Source organism: Streptomyces sp. NPDC026500 (genome assembly GCF_055567635.1).
Window position 1 is genome coordinate 124,422 of record NZ_JBVHQB010000007.1, and the last position, 17,309, is coordinate 141,730.

A 17,309-nucleotide genomic window follows, 5' to 3' on the forward strand; every position below is an offset into this window, starting at 1 on the left:
CTGTGTCTTTCGTGACGCAGGCCCCGGATCGGCGTCGGAGCGTTCCGGACCTCCGGCGGGCGCCGCGGGTGCCGCGAACTACTCCCCCCGCACCCGCAGTTGCTCCTCGCTCAGGCCCTGCCGCCAGTAGCCCACGAAGGTGACCCGCCGGCGGTCGATGCCGCGCTCGTGCACGAGATGGCGGCGCAGTTCCTTCACGCGGCCGGACTCGCCCGCGATCCAGGCGTACGGGGCCCGGGCGGGCGGGAGTCGAGCGGCCCGCAGGGCGTCGAGGGCCATGGAGGGGCTCGGAGTGCTCGCATCGGGGCGTCCGCCCCGGACGAGCCAGGTGATCTCGGCGTCGGAGGGGGTCGTCAGGTCCTGGATGTCGGCGGCGTGGTGGACCTCCAGCCAGGCGCGGACGCGCAGCCCCGCCGGCAGCGATTCGAGGATGGCCGAGGCGGCGGGGACGGCCGTCTCGTCGCCCCACAGGACGACGAGGTCGGTGTCCGCGGGTGGGCGGAACCGGATGGCCCGGTTGTCCTCGACGGCGGGCCCGAGCAGTACGACACGGTCACCGGCCCGCGCGCCGGACGCCCAGCGCGAGGCGGGCCCCGCGGAAGTGGCCGTGCTCGGCTCCAGGCCGTGCAGCGCGAAGTCGATGTCGATCTCGTCGGGGTCGCGGCGCAGCTCGCGCAGGGTATACGAGCGCATCACCGCCCGTACGCCGTCGGGCAGTTCGCGCCAGCCCTGCCACCAGTCGTCGCCCAGCTCGATCGGTACGGCCGGCTCGTTCTGGCCGGGGTGCGGCAGGAACAGGGACAGCGACTGATCGCGCCCGTCGGAGTGGAACGCCTGCAGATCGGGCCCGGCGAAGGTCACCCGGAGCAGGGACGGGCCGAGCCGCCTCGTCCGTACGACCTGGAGGGAGAAGAAACGGAACGGGGCGGCTACGGCCGTCGTCATGAGTGCTCCTGAGTCATCGTCAGGTGGTCACGGAGGGGATGTCAGGCGACCTTTTTCGCGGTCTCGATGGCCTCGGCGAGCTTGTCGAGGATCGGGGTGCACTTGTCGTACGACAGGATCGGTTCGGGGGTCCGGGCGATGACCTGGCCGGCCTTGACGGCGGGCAGCTTCTTCCAGGTGGCCTCGGTGATGTCGGCCGGCTGGATGGTCGAGGAGCGGTCGTCCATGATGATGAGGTCGGCCGGGTACTTGTCTACGTTCTCCCAGCTCAGGTTCTCGAACCAGCCACCACTGGCCTTCAGGGCCTTGGCGGAGGGCTCGACGATGTTCACGCCGAGCGTCTTGAAGTACTCCAGGTCGATGGAGAGGTTGGAGCCGGAGACGTAGAAGATGTCCTGGCTCGCGCTGCCGGCGAGGACCTTGATCTCCGGGCGGGCCCTGGCGGCCTTGCGCAGCCGCTCGGCGGCCGTCTCGAACTTCTTCTTCGACTCGACGATCTTCGCGGACTTCACGTCGGCGCCGAGGGACTCGGCCAGGTCGAGCATCCGCTGCAGGGGCTTGGGCATCTGGATGTCGAAGACGGAGATGCCGACGCTCGGGGCCAGCTTGAGGATCTTGTCCTTGGATTCCTCGGGGACGTACCAGAGGGTGCCCGCGTCGTCGAACATCGTCGAGACCAGGACGTCGGGCGCGAGGCCCGCGTACTTCTCGATGTTGAACTGGCCCCACTCGTTGCCGAGGATCGTCAGCTTGGTGATGTCCATGTCGCCGGCCTGGACGTCGGCCTTGCCGTCCTTGGTCTTCGTCGGGCCGAACACGCCCTTGACCTCGATGCCGTAGTCGAACAGGGCGGCGGCGACACCGGTGAAGGCGACGATGTTCGCCGGAACCCTGTCCAGCTTCACCGTCGTGCCGCGATCGTCCTGGAACGTCCACGGGCCGGACTTCTCGGCGGCCTTCGTCGAGTCCGAGCCACCGTTCTTCGAGGCGCTGTCGTCGCCGCAGGCCGCGAGGACGGCACCGAGGCCGAGGGCGCCGCCCGAGGCGAGGATGCCGCGACGGGTGAGGTGGGTGGCACGGGCGTTGGGCATGAGTGTGGCTGCTTTCGGCACGGGGCGGGAGCGCCCACCGGACGAGTTCGAAGGTAGGTTAGCCTAACCTCACTTCTTGTCCAGGGGGCGGGGCGCGCAGAGGTCGAATGGGCGGCCCGCCGGTGCGGTGTGGTGGACGCGACGACGCCGTGGTCCCCGGTCCGGGCCGGCAACCGCGACGCCTCAACTCGACTGCCGATCCAGCTCGGTTCGGCGAGGTGGCGAACGGTGAGGCCTTGCCCCGGGTGACCACCCAGTGGCCCTTCACCCAGTTGCCTGCCTGTACTTCGCCGGATCGGCGGGCGGTGCTCCACTGTCGATTCCGGGGCGGCGCCGGACGCACCGCGGCCACCGGCGGGCGGGTGCCCGGCGGTGGCCGCGGTGTGCTGGTCCTGCGCGAAGGGTCAGCCCGTGAGCCCCAGTTCACGGGCGATCAGCATCCGCTGCACCTCGCTCGTGCCCTCGCCGATCTCCAGGATCTTGGAGTCGCGCCACATACGGGCGACCGGGTACTCGTTCATGAAGCCGTAGCCGCCGTGGACCTGGGTGGCGTCACGGGCGTTGTCGACGGCGATCGTGGAGGAGTACAGCTTGGCGACCGCCGCCTCTTTCTTGAAGGGCTCGCCCGCGACCAGACGGGACGCGGCGTCGCGCCAGCCGACGCGGGCCATGTGGGCCTTCATCTCCATGTCGGCGATCTTGAACTGGATCGCCTGGTTGGCGCCGATCGGGCGCCCGAACGCGTGCCGCTCCTTGGCGTACTTGACCGACTCGTCGACGCAGCCCTGAGCGAGACCCGTGGCCAGCGCCGCGATGGCGATGCGGCCCTCGTCCAGGATGCGCAGGAACTGCGCGTAGCCGCGGCCCTCCTCGCCGAGCAGGTTGGCCGCCGGTACGCGCACGTCCGCGAAGGACAGCTCACGGGTGTCTGAGGCGTTCCAGCCGACCTTCGAGTACGGGGCCGCGACCGTGAAGCCCGGGGTGCCGGAGGGGACGATGATGGCCGAGATCAGCGGCTTGCCGTCGGGCTTGCGGCCGGTGACCGCGGTGACCGTCACCAGGCCCGTGATGTCCGTGCCGGAGTTGGTGATGAAGCACTTGCTGCCGTTGATGACCCACTCGTTCGTCTCGGGGTCGAGCCGGGCCGTCGTACGGGTCGCGCCCGCGTCCGAGCCGCCGTCCGGCTCGGTCAGGCCGAAGGCACCCAGGATCTCGCCGGAGCAGAGGCGGGGGAGCCACTCCCGCTTCTGCTCCTCCGTACCGAAGAGATGGATCGGCATGGCGCCCAGCGAGACGCCCGCCTCCAGGGTGATGGCCACGGACGAGTCGACCCGGGCCAGCTCCTCCAGGACGATGCCGAGGGCGAGATAGTCGCCGCCCATGCCGCCGTACTCCTCGGGGAACGGCAGCCCGAACAGGCCCATGCGGCCCATCTCCCGCACGATCTCGTACGGGAATTCGTGCCGCTCGTAGAAGTCGCCGATCTTCGGCGCCACGACGTCATGGGCGAACGCCTCCACCGTACGGCGGAGTTCTTCGAGTTCGGGGGAGAGGCGGTGGTCCAGGGACATGCGGATCACTCCTGGTGGGACTGAGTCGTATTACCGAGTGCTTTGACGGTGCGGGACGGGCTGGGTCGGCCCAGTTGTCCGGCCATCCACACGCTGGTGGCGGTGAGGCGGCCGAGGTCGACCCCGGTGTCGATACCGAGGCCCTGGAGCATCCATACGAGGTCTTCCGTGGCGAGGTTGCCCGTCGCGGACTTCGCGTACGGGCAGCCGCCGAGGCCGCCCGCGGAGGCGTCGACGGTGCTGACGCCGTGCTGGAGGGCGGCCAGCGTGTTGGAGAGCGCCTGGCCGTAGGTGTCGTGGAAGTGCACGCCGAGCGCACTGGTGGGCACGCCCTCCTCGTTCAGCTCGGCGAGCAGGGCCTGCACATGGCCCGGCGTCGCCACGCCGATCGTGTCGCCGAGGCTCAGCTCGTCACAGCCCATGTCCGTCAGCGCCTTGCAGACGCGGACGACCTGATGGACCGGGACCGGGCCCTCCCACGGGTCGCCGAAGCACATCGAGATGTAGCCGCGGACCGTGAGGTCCGCGGCCTTCGCGCGCCTCACCACCGGTTCGAACATGGCGAGCGACTCGTCGACCGTCCGGTTGAGATTGGCCTTCGCGAAGGACTCCGTCGCGCTGGCGAAGACGGCCACGTGCCGGGCGCCGAGCGCCAGCGCCCGCTCCAGCCCGCGCTCGTTCGGCACGAGGACCGGAAGCGCCACCGGCAGGTCGGCCACCTGCGGGAACAGCTGCTCCGCGTCGGCCAGTTGGGGAACCCACTTGGGGTGGACGAAGCTGGTCGCCTCGATCGTGGTCAGTCCCGAGTCCGCGAGGCGCCGGATGAACTCCGCCTTCACCTCGGTCGGTACGGTCCCCTTCTCGTTCTGCAGCCCGTCGCGCGCGCCGACCTCGTAGATCCGCACCCGGGCGGGCAGGTCCTGGGCGGGTACGGCCATCGGCAGGCCGAGTTCGGAAGTGCTCATGCCGTCTCCTCCGCGGGAGTGATGACCGCCAGTACCTGGTCCATGGCGACCGTCGTGCCCGGCGTGACGTCCAGCTCGCTGACCGTTCCGGCGTGCGGCGCGGAGATGACGTGCTCCATCTTCATCGCCTCGACCACCAACAGGCTCTGGCCGGCGGTCACTTCGTCGCCGACGGCGACCTTCACGACCGTCACCGTGCCCGGCATGGGGGCGGTCAGCGAATCGGCACCGGCGTGCGCGGCGCCGGTGAGCGACGCGGCCACCGGGTCGTGATCGCGCACATGCCAGGCGTCGCCGTCGCGGCCGATCCAGTCGGCGGCGCGGTGGAAGGTGTGGCGCACCCCGTCGAGGGTCACCGAGACCCGGTCGGCGGTGACCGTGTGGCTGCCGCGCGGGGTGTACTCCACGGGGTCGAGGACCCGCAGGGAGAAGCCCACCGGCCGGGGGGTACCGCCGAGCCGCCAGCCGCTGGGCACCGAGAACGGGTCGGTCCAGCCGTCGCCCGCCGGAGCCAGCTCGGCGAGCCGGACGGCCGCCGCCGCCTCGTACACCTCCTCCGGCACCCCCTCCGGGACCAGCCCGGCCGCCTCCCGCTCGACAAGACCGGTGTCCAGGTCGCCCGCCACCACGTCCGGGTGGGCCAGCAGACGGCGCAGGAAGCCCGCGTTCGTCTGGACCCCGAGCGTGACCGTCTCGGCGAGGGCGGCCCGGAGCCTGCGCAGCGCCGTCGGGCGGTCGGGGCCGTACGCGATGACCTTGGAGAGCATCGGGTCGTAGAGGCTGCCGACCTCGGTGCCCTCGGAGAGACCCGAGTCGGTGCGCACTCCGTCGCCCTGCGGCTCGTGCAGGGCGAGGACGGTGCCCCCGGAGGGGAGGAAGCCGCGCGCCGGGTCCTCGGCGCAGATCCGGGCCTCCACGGCGTGCCCGGTGAGGGTGATGTCCTCCTGCGCGTAGGGCAGGTGCTCGCCGGCGGCGACCCGAAGCTGCCACTCGACGAGGTCGAGGCCCGTGACGAGTTCCGTGACCGGGTGCTCCACCTGGAGGCGGGTGTTCATCTCCATGAAGTAGTACGAGGACGGGTCGCCGCCGGGGACGATGAACTCGACCGTGCCCGCGCCCCGGTAGCCGCAGGAGCGGGCCGCCTGGACGGCCGCCTCGCCCATCGCGGCGCGCGTGGCCTCGTCGAGGAGCACGCTGGGCGCCTCCTCGATGATCTTCTGGTGGCGGCGCTGGAGGGAGCACTCGCGCTCGCCCAGGTGCACTACCTGGCCGTGCCCGTCCGCCAGGACCTGGATCTCGATGTGCCGGGGCCGGTCGACCCAGCGCTCGACGAGCAGGGTGTCGTCGCCGAAGGAGGCCCGCGCCTCGCGCCGGGCGGCGGCGATCTCGTCGGCCAGGACCGTGAGGTCCCGCACCAGGCGCATGCCCTTGCCGCCACCGCCGGCGCTCGGCTTCAGCAACACCGGCACGCCGATCTCGCGGGCGGCCGCGATCAGCTCCGCGTCCGTCAGACCGCTGCCCGAGGAGCCGGGGACGACCGGGACGCCGGCCGCCTTCACCGTCTCCTTGGCGCGGATCTTGTCGCCCATCAGGGAGATCGCCTCGGGGGACGGCCCGATGAAGACGAGTCCGGCCTCCGCGCAGGCCCGCGCGAACGCGGCGTTCTCGGCGAGGAAGCCGTACCCCGGGTGCACCGCCTGGGCGCCGGTCCGGGCCGCCGCCTCCAGCAGCCGCTCCACCGACAGATAGCTCTCCGACGCGGGCGCCGGTCCGATCCGTACGGCCGTGTCGGCCTCCCGGACGTGCCGGGCGTCCGCGTCCGCGTCCGAGAAGACGGCCACCGAGCGCACGCCGAGCGCGCGCAGGGTACGGATGACGCGTACGGCGATCTCACCCCGGTTGGCCACAAGCACCGTGTCAAACATGGGTCCCCTCACATCCGGAAGACGCCGAACTGGGGGTCACCCAGGGGCGCGTTGGCGCAGGCGGTCAAGGCGAGTCCGAGGACCTGCCGGGTCTCCATCGGGTCGATCACGCCGTCGTCCCAGAGCCGGGCCGTCGCGTAGTAGGCGTTGCCCTGCCGCTCGTACTGCCGGCGGATCGGGTCCTTGAAGTCCTCTTCGTCCGAGGCCGGCCAGGACTCGCCGCGCGCCTCGATCTGGTCGCGCTTGACGGTCGCGAGGACCGAGGCGGCCTGCTCGCCGCCCATCACGGAGATCTTGGCGCCCGGCCACATCCACAGGAAGCGGGGCGAGTAGGCCCGGCCGCACATCGAGTAGTTGCCCGCCCCGTACGAGCCGCCGATCACGACGGTCAGCTTCGGCACGCGGGTGCAGGCGACGGCCGTCACCATCTTGGCGCCGTGCTTGGCGATGCCTCCGGCCTCGTACTGGCGCCCCACCATGAACCCGGAGATGTTCTGCAGGAACACCAGCGGGATGCCGCGCTGGTCGCACAGCTCGATGAAGTGGGCGCCCTTCTGGGCCGACTCGGAGAACAGGATGCCGTTGTTGGCGACGATCCCGACCGGGTGGCCGTGGATCCGCGCGAAGCCGGTGACCAGGGTCTGCCCGAACTCGGCCTTGAACTCGGCGAAGCGCGAACCGTCGACCACGCGCGCGATGACCTCGCGCACGTCATAGGGGGTACGGGAGTCGACCGGCACCGCGCCGTACAGCCCGTACGGGTCGACCTTGGGCTCGGCCGACGGCTCCACGGACCAGGGGAGCTGCCCGCGCGCGGGCAGCGTGGCCGCGATGTTGCGGACGATGCGCAGCGCGTGCGCGTCGTCCTCCGCGAGGTGGTCGGTGACGCCCGACACGCGTGCGTGGACCTCGCCGCCGCCCAGCTCCTCGGCCGTGACGACCTCGCCGGTGGCGGCCTTCACCAGCGGTGGGCCGCCGAGGAAGATCGTGCCCTGGCCGCGCACGATCACGGCCTCGTCGCTCATCGCCGGCACGTAGGCGCCGCCCGCGGTGCAGGAGCCGAGGACGGCCGCGATCTGCGGGATGCCCGCGCCGGACATCCGTGCCTGGTTGTAGAAGATCCGCCCGAAGTGGTCGCGGTCGGGGAACACCTCGTCCTGCATCGGCAGGAAGGCGCCCCCGGAGTCGACGAGGTAGATGCAGGGCAGGCGGTTCTCCAGCGCCACCTCCTGGGCGCGCAGGTGCTTCTTCACCGTCATCGGGTAGTACGTGCCGCCCTTGACGGTGGCGTCGTTGGCGACGATCACGCACTCGCGCCCGCTGACCCGGCCGATCCCGGCGATGACGCCGGCGGCCGGGGCCGCTCCGTCGTACATCCCGTCGGCGGCGAGCGGCGCCAGCTCCAGGAACGGTGAGCCGGGGTCGAGAAGGGCGTCCACGCGGTCGCGGGGCAGCAGCTTTCCGCGCGCGGTGTGCCGGGCGCGTGCCTTCTCGCCGCCGCCGAGCGCCGCCGCGGCCAGCTTCCGGCGCAGCTCCTCGCCCAGCGCGCGGTGTGCCGCCTCGTTGGCCCTCCAGGCCTCCGACGCGGGATCTGCCGCGCTCGTCAGCTCCGGTGCCTCTTGCATCCTGCGGTCCCCTCACCAGGTGGTCGACCAGTTAATGAGCGTTAACGCAACTCCTTCAGGTTAACGACCGCTAACCGCCGTGTCTAGAATTGTTTTCATGGCCACCAGAACCGACGCCCCCACCCGGCGCGAGCAGATCCTCAGGGAAGCGGCCCGGCTCTTCGCCGAGCGCGGTTTCCACGGTGTGGGAGTGGATGAGATAGGAGCGGCGGTCGGCATCAGCGGCCCCGGTCTGTACCGGCACTTCCCCGGCAAGGACGCGATGCTCGCCGAACTGCTGGTGGGGATCAGCGGTCAGCTGCTCACGGGCGGCAGGCGCCGGGTGGCGGAGGCCGAGGGGGGTGCGGAGACGCTCCTCGACTCGCTCATCGAGGGGCACATCGACTTCGCGCTCGACGACCGCCCCCTGATCACCCTGCACGACCGCGAGCTGGACCGCCTGCGGGACAGCGACCGCAAGCTCGTGCGGCAGCTCCAGCGCCAGTACGTCGAGCTGTGGGTGGAGGTGGTCCGCGAGGTGTACCCGGAGCTGACCGAACCCGCCGCCCGTTCGGCCGTGCACTCGGTCTTCGGCCTGCTGAACTCGACCCCGCACCTGGGGCGGCCCGGCGCGCTCCCGGGGCGCGCGGGAACGGCGGAGCTGCTGCACCGGATGGCGCGGGGGGCCTTCGGAGCGGCTGCCGTGACCCCTGACACTTCCGTGGCGCCCGGGGTGGCGGCAGTGGCTCCTGAGGCTCCCGTGGCCCCCGGGGCGTGACGAGCGTCTCGGGCGGTGACCTCTGGACGGCGCTCGTGACCGGCGGGTAACCTCAGGTTCTGAGCAAGCGCTTAGAAATGACCCAGGTATCCAGGCGGAGGTGGCGGCGGTGCGCCGTACTGTGTTCAACGAGGACCACGAGGCGTTCCGGGAGACCCTGCGCGCCTTCATCGAGGCCGAGGTCGTCCCGGTCTACGACGAGTGGTTCGCCGCCGGCCAGGCGCCGCGCGACTTCTACTACAAGCTCGCCGAGCTCGGCGTCTTCGGCATCCGCGTGGACGAGGAGTTCGGCGGCGCCGGCATCGACTCGTACAAGTTCGAAGCCGTGATGTACGAGGAGACCTCGCGCGCCGGTGTCCAGTTCGGCGGCTCCGGTGTGCACGTGCTGCTCGGCCTGCCCTACATCAAGATGCTCGCCACCGACGAGCAGAAGAAGCGCTTCCTGCCGAAGTTCGTCAGCGCCGAGGAGATGTGGGCCCTCGCGATGACCGAGCCGGGCACCGGCTCCGACCTCGCGGGCATGAAGACCACCGCCAAGCTCTCCGAGGACGGCTCGCACTACGTTCTCAACGGCTCCAAGACCTTCATCACCGGTGGCGTCCACGCCGACCGCGTGATCGTCTGCGCCCGCACCTCCGCGCCCACCGCCGAGGACCGCCGCTACGGCATCTCCCTCTTCGCCGTGGACACCAAGTCCGAGGGCTACTCCATCGGCCGCAAGCTCGACAAGCTCGGCCTGAGGACCTCCGACACCGCCGAGCTGGCCTTCGTCGACGTGAAGGTGCCCGTCGAGGACCTCCTCGGCGAGGAGAACAAGGGCTTCTACTACCTCGGCCACAACCTCGCCTCCGAGCGCTGGGGCATCGCCTTCGGCGCCTACGCGCAGGCCAAGGCCGCCGTCCGGTTCGCCAAGGAGTACGTCCAGGAGCGCACCGTCTTCGGCAAGACCGTCGCCTCCTTCCAGAACACCAAGTTCGAGCTGGCCGCCTGCCAGGCCGAGGTGGACGCGGCCGAGGCCGTCGCCGACCGCGCCCTGGAGGCCCTCGACGCCGGTGAGCTGACCCCGGCCGAGGCCGCCAGCGCCAAGCTGTTCTGCACCGAGGTCGCGCACCGCGTCATCGACCGCTGCCTCCAGCTGCACGGCGGCTACGGCTTCATGAACGAGTACCCGATCGCCCGTCTGTACGCGGACAACCGCGTCAACCGCATCTACGGCGGGACCAGCGAGATCATGAAGTCGATCATCGCCAAGGACATGGGCCTGTAAGGTCCGCGAAAAGACTGCGCGGTACAACTGCCCCATGAGTGAGGCACTTCAGAGTCTCCTCGATCTGCTCGACCTGGAGCGGATCGAGGAGAACATCTTCCGCGGCCGGTCCCGGTCCGCCGTCGTCCCACGGGTCTTCGGCGGACAGGTGGCGGCGCAGGCACTGGTCGCCGCCGGGCGCACGGTCCCCGAGGACCGGCTCGCCCATTCCCTGCACGCGTACTTCCTGCGGATCGGGGACCCCGGCGCACCCATCGTGTACTCCGTGGACCGCATCCGCGACGGCCGCTCCTTCACCACCCGCCGGGTGGTCGCGGTCCAGCACGGACAGCCGATCTTCCACCTCTCCGCGTCCTTCCAGGCGTACGAGGAGGGCATGGAGCACCAGGCCCCGATGCCGCCCGCGCCCGACCCGGAGACGCTGCCCACGGCCGCCGAGCTGCTTCCGCTGTACGCCGACGTCTTCACCGATGCCGACGTGGTGGAACGCATCCTGGAGGCCCGTGAGTCCGTCGACCTGCGCTATGTCGACGCGCCCCCGTACGGCACCGTCGGCGAGGCCCGCGAGCCGCGCTCCCAGGTGTGGTTCCGCACCAACGGCAAGCTCGCGGACGACCCGCTGCTGCATGTCGTCCTCGCGACGTACGTCTCGGACATGACGCTCCTCGACTCCATCCTGCTCGCCCATGGGCGCGGCGGCTGGGTGACCGGCGACGTCGTCGGAGCCTCCCTCGACCACGCGATGTGGTTCCACCGCCCGTTCCGCGCCGACGAATGGCTGCTGTACGACCAGGAGTCGCCGTCGGCATCCGGCGGCCGCGGCCTCGGGCAGGCCCGGATCTACACCCAGGACGGCCGGCTGGCCATCTCGGTGATCCAGGAAGGCGTGGTCCGCGTCCCGCGATAGCGACGCGTTCCCCGTTGCGGACCCGTTCCTCGGTAAGACTGAGCCATGACTGAAGCAGCAGCACGGAACGAGGACAGCGGGGACGGCGGCGACGGCGCCGGTGAGAGCGTCTTCACGGTGATCGTCGCCGCCGCCGCCAATCTCGGGATCGCCCTCGCCAAGGCGGTCGCCGGTGTCATCAGCGGCTCCAGCGCGATGCTGTCGGAGGCCGCCCACTCCGTCGCCGACACCGTCACGGAGCTGCTGCTGCTCACGGCGCTCAAACGCAGCGAGAAACCGGCCGACGAGGACCATCCGCTGGGCTACGGCCCCGAGCGCTACATCTGGGCGCTGCTCGCCGCCGTCGCCACCTTCGTCGGCGGCGCGGTCTTCTCGATCTACGACGGCATCCACACCCTGGTCGCGGGCGAGAAGCTCGGCGACCCGCTCGTGTCGTACATCGTGCTGGCCGTCGCCTTCCTCCTGGAGGGCTTCTCCCTGCGGACGGGACTGCGGCAGGCGCGCGGTGAGGCCGCCCGGGTCGACGCCCCCTTCACGACCTACCTCCGGCGCACGCCCGACACCGCCGTGAAGGCCGTCGTCATGGAGGACTCGGCCGCGCTGGTCGGACTGGTGTTCGCCGCGGGCGGCCTGCTCGGCGGCCAGCTGACCGGATCGGGCGTCTGGGACGGCATCGCCTCGCTCCTCATCGGACTCCTGCTGCTCTACGTCGCCTGGGTGCTCGGCCGTTCCAACGCGGAGCTGCTGATCGGACGGCCGCTGCCCCGGCCGATGCGGGAGCGGATCCGGGCCGAGCTGCTGGAGCTGGAGCACGTGGACGCCGTACTGGAGCTGATCACGCTCATGCAGGGGCCGCGTGAGGCGCTCATCGCCGCCAAGGTCGACTTCCGGGACGCGTCGACCGCTGCCGAGATCGAGTGGGCCTGCGAACAGGCCGAGGACCGGCTCCGGGCGGTGTTCCCCTCGGTGAGCAGGGTGTACCTGGACCCGACACCGGGGTACGCCCAGCGGCGGGACGAGGGGCTGAATCCCTGGCCGTGAAAGGCAGTTGAGGTGGTCGGGCGGCGAGAGGTTGGATGGCCGCCATGAGCTATGCGGAAGAGTCGTGGAACTGGCGCGGGGCACGCGTCCGGGAAGTCTTCCTGGAGGCCGCGGACACGGTCGTCGGGCTGCTCGCCGAACCCTCCGTCGCCGCCGCCTGGGAAAAGCCCAGCGCGCTGCGGGACTTCGGCGTCGGCGGCCTCGCGGCGCACACCGTCTGGCCGGAACTCGCCCTGCCGGACCTGCTGGCACAGCCGCTGCCGGTGGAGCCGGTGGTGTCGCTGCGGGAGTACTACGTGGAGCGGGTGACCTGGCTCGACGCGGGCGTCGACGGCGCGGTCAACATCCGTATCCGGCGCAGCGGGGAGGCGACGGCGGCGGACGGGCACGAGGTGCTCGTGGGGCGGGCCCGCGAGGCCGTCGAACGGCTGCGGACCGCGCTGCCCGAGGCCCCCGCCGTGCGGCCGGTCCGGATGCCGTCCTGGGGCGACTGGTCGCTGGGCCTCGACGACTTCCTGCTCACCCGGCTGATGGAACTCGTCGTGCACGCCGACGACTTGGCGTACGGCGTGGGCCTGCCGGCACCGGACTTCCCCGAGCGGGTGACCGCGCCTGTGGTCGACCTGCTCGCCCGCCTCGCGGTCCGGCGGCACGGGACGGTGAACGTCGTCCGGGGGCTCGCCCGCGCCGAGCGCGCCCCCGGGTCGATCGCCGGGATGTAGGGGCTCCCAGGGGAGCCGGAGCTCAGGCCAGGCCCGCTTCCTTGAGCAGATACGCCGTCATCGGGTCGTAGTGGCGCGGGCTGAGAACGTGGTCGTCGAGCGGGACCACGACCTGGAGCGTGCCCTCCGACTCGCCGAGGAAGAGCGCCGGGTCGTTGCTGTCGGCGTATCCGACGGAGTCCAGGCCCTGCTGGCCCGCGAAACCGGCCCAGCCGTGGTCGGCCACGACCAGGTCGGGCAGCGGACGGCCCGCCCGCTCCAGACCGGTGAGGATCGCGCGCATCGGCTCGCCCGAGTGGGTGTGCCACAGCGTGGCGCCGTGCTCCAGGACCGCGACGTCCGCGAACTGCATGATGTAACCCTCGCCCGTCTGCAGGCCGTCGGGGATCACCACGATCTCGCAGCCGGCGGAGCGCAGGGCCGCCGCCGTGGCACGGTGCACGTCCAGCAGCCCGCCCGGGTGGCCGGTCGCGAACAGCACCCGCTGCCGGCCCTCGGCCGCCTTGCGCAGCCGGGCCGCGAGGCGGTCCAGCGCGTCCAGGGTCAGCTCGGGGTCGATGGTGTCCTGGCCGTAGCGGTACTCCGGGTCGTCGTTGACGCCGACCCGCTCCGCCATCACCGCGAGCACGTCCTGCTCGTCGCTCCAGCGGTCGCCGAGTTCCAGACCGAGCCACCAGTTGCGCTCGCCGTTCGCCAGCTTGCGGTAGTGGGAGAGGTTGTTCTCGCGGGGCGTGGCGACATCGCCCGCGATACGGGTCTTCACGAGATGGTCGACAAGTTCGGCGCGGCTGGGCGTCCCGGGTATCGGCATACCCCCATTGTGCCGGTGCGATCCGGCCGGGGGCGCGGCCGTCCCGGTCGCTGGGATGTGCGTCACTCAGGTGTACGGGGACCCGGGGCCGGGTCCCGGCGCCGTGCGCTCAGTCGTGTCGGAGCGCGAACCACAACTCCATCCGTACGTCCGGGTCGTCGAGGTCCGCGCCCAGCAACGCGGCGCAGCGGGCGATGCGTTGGCGGACGGTGTTGCGGTGGACGGAAAGGGCCACCGCGGTGCGGTCCCAACTGCCGTGCAGGGAGAGCCAGGTGCGCAGGGTCTCGGTCAGGGCGGGGGTCCCGGCGACAGGCGCGAGCAGGGCGTGGGCGTGGGCCTCGGCGTCGGCCGGGGGGACGAGGTCCGCGAGCGCGGGGCGGTCGCCGTGGCGGACCAGGGGAACCCGGGTGGCGCGGGCACGGGCCAGCGCGCGGGCCGCCTGGGTGTCGGCGGCGGCCCACGCGTGCGGGCCCGCGGGCGCGCTGACCCCGCAGGTCCAGCCCGGCTGTGCGGTGGGCTCGCGGTCGCCGGGGACGAGGACGCGGACGACGTCGCCGCCGACGTCCACCAGCGCGGAGCCCAGCGCGGCCGCCAGCGCGGACGCGGAGACGGCGTCCGGGGCGGGGCCGTCCCCGGCGGGACGGGCGTGCACGACCACCCACCGTGCGCCGCCGAGAAGCGGTGCCACCGTCTCCGGCGCGGCCCCGAGCAGCAGCCGCACCAGCGCAGCCGACCGAGCGGCCCCGCTCCCGCTCTGGTGCTCCCCGGTGAGGAGGGAGAGCAGCACGGCCGCGACGGAGGCGATCGTGTGGTCGCCGGGGTCGCGGCGCGGCGTGGCGACACCCAGGACGAAGCCCTGGCCGCTGCCGAGGGCGTAGGCCGCGAGATGGACGCCGCCCACGGTGTCGGTGGCGGAGGACGGGGCGGGCCCCTGAGCCCCCCGGGGCCGCACGACACCGGCAAGCTCGACGAGCACCTCCTCGGGAGCCGTCACGACGGGGAGCGCGTCGGCGGAGCCGGGTCCGGTCGTCGGCGTCCCGGCCGCGTGCGCCACGGGCGAGGGTGCCGGGTCCGGGGGTGCCGGGTCCGGGGCGGGCCCGGTCCCGGGCGTCCGGCTCGCGGGGCCGCCGACCGTGGGCGCCGCTTCTGCCGGGCGAGCCGCGTCCGTCGGCCGCGCCGTCCCGGCCGGGGCCGTGTCCGCCGGGGCGGCAGCGTCGGCCGGCCTTGCGATGTCTGCCGGGCGGCCAGTGGTCGCGGAGGGGGTCCTGGCGTGGGCTCCGGCGTGGGCCGTCTCCGCCGGGTCGGCCCGGTTCGCCGGCCGCGTCGCTTCCTGCGGGCCGGACGGCGGGAGTCTCCCCGCGTGGGCCAGTTCCGTGCCCTCCGGCCCGTACAGAGCCGCCCAGCCGCCCAGCCGCTGGGCCAGCTGCCGGAGTACCGCCGGTACCGGATCGGGGCGGGCGGCGGCGGCGGCCAGACTCTGCTGGGCCTCGGTCACCCGGCGGAGTTCGGCCAGCCGGGCCTGGGCCATGAGCTGCCAGACCGCGCGGGCGACCCCGGAGAACGTCGTCCGGGGCGGGACCTCCAGCAGGGGCAGCCCGTAGGTGTCGCAGGCCGCGACGAGGGCGCTCGGGACCGTGTCGTGGACCGGCGCCAGGCCGAAACCGAGCGCCGCGCCGCCCGCCGCGACGATGCGGGAGACATAGCCGTCGAAGTAGTCCGCGGAGCCGTCGGTCTCGTCCGATCCGGGGGTGCCCGCGTCGGGGCCGGCCGCCGCGGGCACGTGGACCCCGGCCGTCAGCAGCAGCTCGCCGCCCAGCAGGTAGGGGTAGGGGTCGGCCATCTCCGAGGTGTGCGCCCAGTGGATCACCGTGTCGGGCTCCGCCGGCCCGGCGATCAGGCGCAGGGCCAGGTCCTCACGGGCGAGCAGCGCCGACAACGGCACCGGAGGAGTCGGCGGTACGGCGGGGGCGGACGGTGACTGCGGTTCCGGCATGGTGGACAGTTCCTCCATCCCGTTCGGGTCGAATGGATGAAACGTACACTTCGCAGCCGCTTTCCGGCCACCTAATGTCGGTCCCGACCAGCAGCCACGGGTACGGGCGGATGTCCCCGTGATCAGTTGCCGGCCGTCCCCACATCCCCGCACGACACGCCACAGAGCACCCTGAGGAGACCCATGGCCGTCGACTACACAGTGATCGTCGTCTATCTGGCCGGCATGCTGGCCATGGGCTGGTGGGGCATGCGCCGTGCCAAGTCCAAGAGCGACTTCCTCGTCGCGGGGCGGCGGCTCGGACCCGTCATGTACTCCGGCACCATGGCCGCCATCGTGCTGGGCGGCGCGTCCACCATCGGCGGTGTCGGCCTCGGCTACCAGTACGGACTCTCCGGAGCCTGGATGGTCTTCACCATCGGCCTCGGCCTGCTGGCGCTCAGCGTCTTCTTCTCCGCCCGCATCGCCCGCCTGAAGGTCTACACCGTCTCCGAGATGCTCGACCTGCGCTACGGCGGCCGGGCCGGTGTCATCTCCGGTGTCGTCATGTGGGCGTACACCCTGATGCTCGCGGTCACCTCGACCATCGCGTACGCCACGATCTTCGACGTCCTCTTCGACATGAACCGGACGCTCGCGATCATCCTCGGCGGCTCGATCGTCGTCGCGTACTCCACGCTCGGCGGCATGTGGTCGATCACCCTCACCGACATGGTGCAGTTCGTGGTCAAGACCGTCGGCGTGCTGCTCCTGCTCCTGCCCATCGCGGTCGTCAAGGCCGGCGGGTTCAGCGCGATGAAGGCCAAGCTCCCCACCGAGTACTTCGACCCGCTGGGCATCGGCGGCGAGACGATCTTCACCTATGTACTGATCTACACGTTCGGCATGCTGATCGGTCAGGACATCTGGCAGCGCGTGTTCACCGCGCGCGGTGACAGGACCGCCAAGTGGGGCGGCACCGTCGCCGGCACCTACTGCCTGGTGTACGCCCTCGCCGGCGCCGTCATCGGCACGGCGGCCAAGGTCCTCTACCCGAAGCTGCCCAGCGCCGACACCGCCTTCGCGACCATCGTCAAGGACGAACTCCCGGTCGGTGTGCGCGGACTGGTGCTCGCCGCGGCCCTCGCCGCTGTGATGTCCACCTCCTCCGGCGCCCTGATCGCCTGCGCCACCGTCGCCAACAACGACATCTGGTCGAGGCTGCGCGGCGCTGTGAAGCGCGACACCGGGGACCACGACGAGGTCAAGGGCAACCGCCTCTTCATCCTGGTCATGGGCATAGCCGTCATCTGCACGGCGATCGCGCTGAACAACGTCGTCGAGGCGCTGACCGTCGCGTACAACCTGCTCGTCGGCGGCCTGCTCGTCCCGATCCTCGGCGGTCTGCTGTGGAAGCGCGGCACGGTGCACGGCGCGCTCGCCTCGGTCGTCGTCGGCGGAGTCGCCGTCATCGGCCTGATGGCCACCTACGGCATCCTCGCGAACGAGCCCGTCTACTACGGCCTGCTTCTCTCCCTGGCCGCGTACGTGATCGTCTCGCTGGCCACGCCGGCGACCGACGCCGCGGTGCTGGCCGCATGGCGGGAGCGGCTCGCGGGCCGTGACGCCGAAACCTTGTCCGAACCGGTCCCGGTTCACCAGTAGAGTCGTAGTACTTGTACTTAGTTGTACATACGCGACGAAGTGTAG

The 17,309-nt window shown here is 71.7% G+C and carries 14 protein-coding genes; 6 read left to right on the forward strand and 8 right to left on the reverse strand.

Going from position 1 to position 17,309, the window contains the following annotated elements; genetic code table 11:
- Positions 1–78: 78 nt before the first annotated feature.
- The 6 genes from ACZ4N5_RS15065 to ACZ4N5_RS15090 form a co-directional block, all read right to left on the reverse strand.
- Positions 79–945 carry a siderophore-interacting protein gene (locus tag ACZ4N5_RS15065; RefSeq protein ID WP_467757523.1) on the reverse strand — a complete coding sequence of 289 codons (867 nt, stop codon included), beginning with the start codon at positions 943–945 and terminating at the stop codon, positions 79–81.
- Positions 946–986: 41 nt separating this feature from the next.
- On the reverse strand, positions 987–2,036 hold the full coding sequence (locus ACZ4N5_RS15070) for an ABC transporter substrate-binding protein (protein ID WP_467757524.1): 1,050 nt from the start codon (positions 2,034–2,036) through the stop codon (positions 987–989).
- Positions 2,037–2,440: 404 nt separating this feature from the next.
- The gene (locus ACZ4N5_RS15075) at positions 2,441–3,601 is read right to left on the reverse strand and encodes an acyl-CoA dehydrogenase family protein (RefSeq protein WP_467757702.1); all 1,161 of its coding nucleotides are present in this window, start codon (positions 3,599–3,601) and stop codon (positions 2,441–2,443) included.
- 11 nt (positions 3,602–3,612) lie between these two features.
- Positions 3,613–4,572 (reverse strand): hydroxymethylglutaryl-CoA lyase, encoded by a 960-nt coding sequence (locus ACZ4N5_RS15080; RefSeq protein WP_467757525.1) that lies wholly within the window; start codon positions 4,570–4,572, stop codon positions 3,613–3,615.
- The gene (locus tag ACZ4N5_RS15085; protein WP_467757526.1) at positions 4,569–6,497 is read right to left on the reverse strand and encodes an acetyl/propionyl/methylcrotonyl-CoA carboxylase subunit alpha; all 1,929 of its coding nucleotides are present in this window, start codon (positions 6,495–6,497) and stop codon (positions 4,569–4,571) included. The genes ACZ4N5_RS15080 and ACZ4N5_RS15085 overlap by 4 nt, the downstream gene beginning before the upstream one ends.
- Before the next feature lie 8 nt (positions 6,498–6,505).
- Positions 6,506–8,122: a carboxyl transferase domain-containing protein gene (locus tag ACZ4N5_RS15090; RefSeq protein WP_467757527.1), complete on the reverse strand. Its 1,617-nt coding sequence runs from the start codon at positions 8,120–8,122 to the stop codon at positions 6,506–6,508.
- Positions 8,123–8,219: 97 nt separating this feature from the next.
- On the opposite strand from ACZ4N5_RS15090, the gene ACZ4N5_RS15095 reads away from it, so the two are divergent.
- The 5 genes from ACZ4N5_RS15095 (at position 8,220) to ACZ4N5_RS15115 (ending at position 12,816) form a co-directional block, all read left to right on the forward strand.
- A complete protein-coding gene (locus ACZ4N5_RS15095; protein WP_467757528.1) occupies positions 8,220–8,879 on the forward strand; it encodes an SACE_7040 family transcriptional regulator in 660 nt (219 codons plus the stop codon).
- Between the two features lie 109 nt (positions 8,880–8,988).
- Positions 8,989–10,146 (forward strand): acyl-CoA dehydrogenase family protein, encoded by a 1,158-nt coding sequence (locus ACZ4N5_RS15100; protein ID WP_467757529.1) that lies wholly within the window; start codon positions 8,989–8,991, stop codon positions 10,144–10,146.
- A 34-nt stretch (positions 10,147–10,180) separates the two neighbouring features.
- Entirely contained in the window at positions 10,181–11,053 is an 873-nt protein-coding gene (gene tesB, locus ACZ4N5_RS15105; RefSeq protein ID WP_467757530.1) for an acyl-CoA thioesterase II, read from the forward strand.
- Between the two features lie 45 nt (positions 11,054–11,098).
- Entirely contained in the window at positions 11,099–12,094 is a 996-nt protein-coding gene (locus ACZ4N5_RS15110; RefSeq protein ID WP_467757531.1) for a cation diffusion facilitator family transporter, read from the forward strand.
- 44 nt (positions 12,095–12,138) lie between these two features.
- Complete coding sequence (locus ACZ4N5_RS15115) at positions 12,139–12,816, forward strand: maleylpyruvate isomerase N-terminal domain-containing protein (RefSeq protein WP_467757532.1); 678 nt, start codon at positions 12,139–12,141, stop codon at positions 12,814–12,816.
- Between the two features lie 22 nt (positions 12,817–12,838).
- Here ACZ4N5_RS15115 and ACZ4N5_RS15120 read toward each other — a convergent pair whose 3' ends face one another.
- Together ACZ4N5_RS15120 and ACZ4N5_RS15125 are read right to left on the reverse strand one after the other, a co-directional pair.
- Positions 12,839–13,627, reverse strand: coding sequence for a phosphatase (locus tag ACZ4N5_RS15120; protein WP_467757533.1), 789 nt, complete (start codon positions 13,625–13,627; stop codon positions 12,839–12,841).
- 109 nt (positions 13,628–13,736) lie between these two features.
- The gene (locus ACZ4N5_RS15125; RefSeq protein WP_467757534.1) at positions 13,737–15,620 is read right to left on the reverse strand and encodes a PucR family transcriptional regulator; all 1,884 of its coding nucleotides are present in this window, start codon (positions 15,618–15,620) and stop codon (positions 13,737–13,739) included.
- A gap of 183 nt (positions 15,621–15,803) precedes the next feature.
- On the opposite strand from ACZ4N5_RS15125, the gene ACZ4N5_RS15130 reads away from it, so the two are divergent.
- Positions 15,804–17,264: a sodium:solute symporter family protein gene (locus ACZ4N5_RS15130; RefSeq protein ID WP_467757535.1), complete on the forward strand. Its 1,461-nt coding sequence runs from the start codon at positions 15,804–15,806 to the stop codon at positions 17,262–17,264.
- Positions 17,265–17,309 lie beyond the last annotated feature (45 nt).

Excerpts from the sequence above, each read along its gene's own strand:
- tesB (WP_467757530.1), top strand. The coding sequence starts at position 10,181 with ATGAGTGAGGCACTTCAGAGTCTCCTCGATCTGCTCGACCTGGAGCGG.
- ACZ4N5_RS15120 (WP_467757533.1), bottom strand. The coding sequence starts at position 13,627 with ATGCCGATACCCGGGACGCCCAGCCGCGCCGAACTTGTCGACCATCTC.
- ACZ4N5_RS15080 (WP_467757525.1), bottom strand. The coding sequence starts at position 4,572 with ATGAGCACTTCCGAACTCGGCCTGCCGATGGCCGTACCCGCCCAGGAC.
- ACZ4N5_RS15090 (WP_467757527.1), bottom strand. The coding sequence starts at position 8,122 with ATGCAAGAGGCACCGGAGCTGACGAGCGCGGCAGATCCCGCGTCGGAG.
- ACZ4N5_RS15070 (WP_467757524.1), bottom strand. The coding sequence starts at position 2,036 with ATGCCCAACGCCCGTGCCACCCACCTCACCCGTCGCGGCATCCTCGCC.
- ACZ4N5_RS15085 (WP_467757526.1), bottom strand. The coding sequence starts at position 6,497 with ATGTTTGACACGGTGCTTGTGGCCAACCGGGGTGAGATCGCCGTACGC.
- ACZ4N5_RS15125 (WP_467757534.1), bottom strand. The coding sequence starts at position 15,620 with ATGCCGGAACCGCAGTCACCGTCCGCCCCCGCCGTACCGCCGACTCCT.
- ACZ4N5_RS15095 (WP_467757528.1), top strand. The coding sequence starts at position 8,220 with ATGGCCACCAGAACCGACGCCCCCACCCGGCGCGAGCAGATCCTCAGG.
- ACZ4N5_RS15110 (WP_467757531.1), top strand. The coding sequence starts at position 11,099 with ATGACTGAAGCAGCAGCACGGAACGAGGACAGCGGGGACGGCGGCGAC.
- ACZ4N5_RS15115 (WP_467757532.1), top strand. The coding sequence starts at position 12,139 with ATGAGCTATGCGGAAGAGTCGTGGAACTGGCGCGGGGCACGCGTCCGG.
- ACZ4N5_RS15130 (WP_467757535.1), top strand. The coding sequence starts at position 15,804 with ATGGCCGTCGACTACACAGTGATCGTCGTCTATCTGGCCGGCATGCTG.
- ACZ4N5_RS15065 (WP_467757523.1), bottom strand. The coding sequence starts at position 945 with ATGACGACGGCCGTAGCCGCCCCGTTCCGTTTCTTCTCCCTCCAGGTC.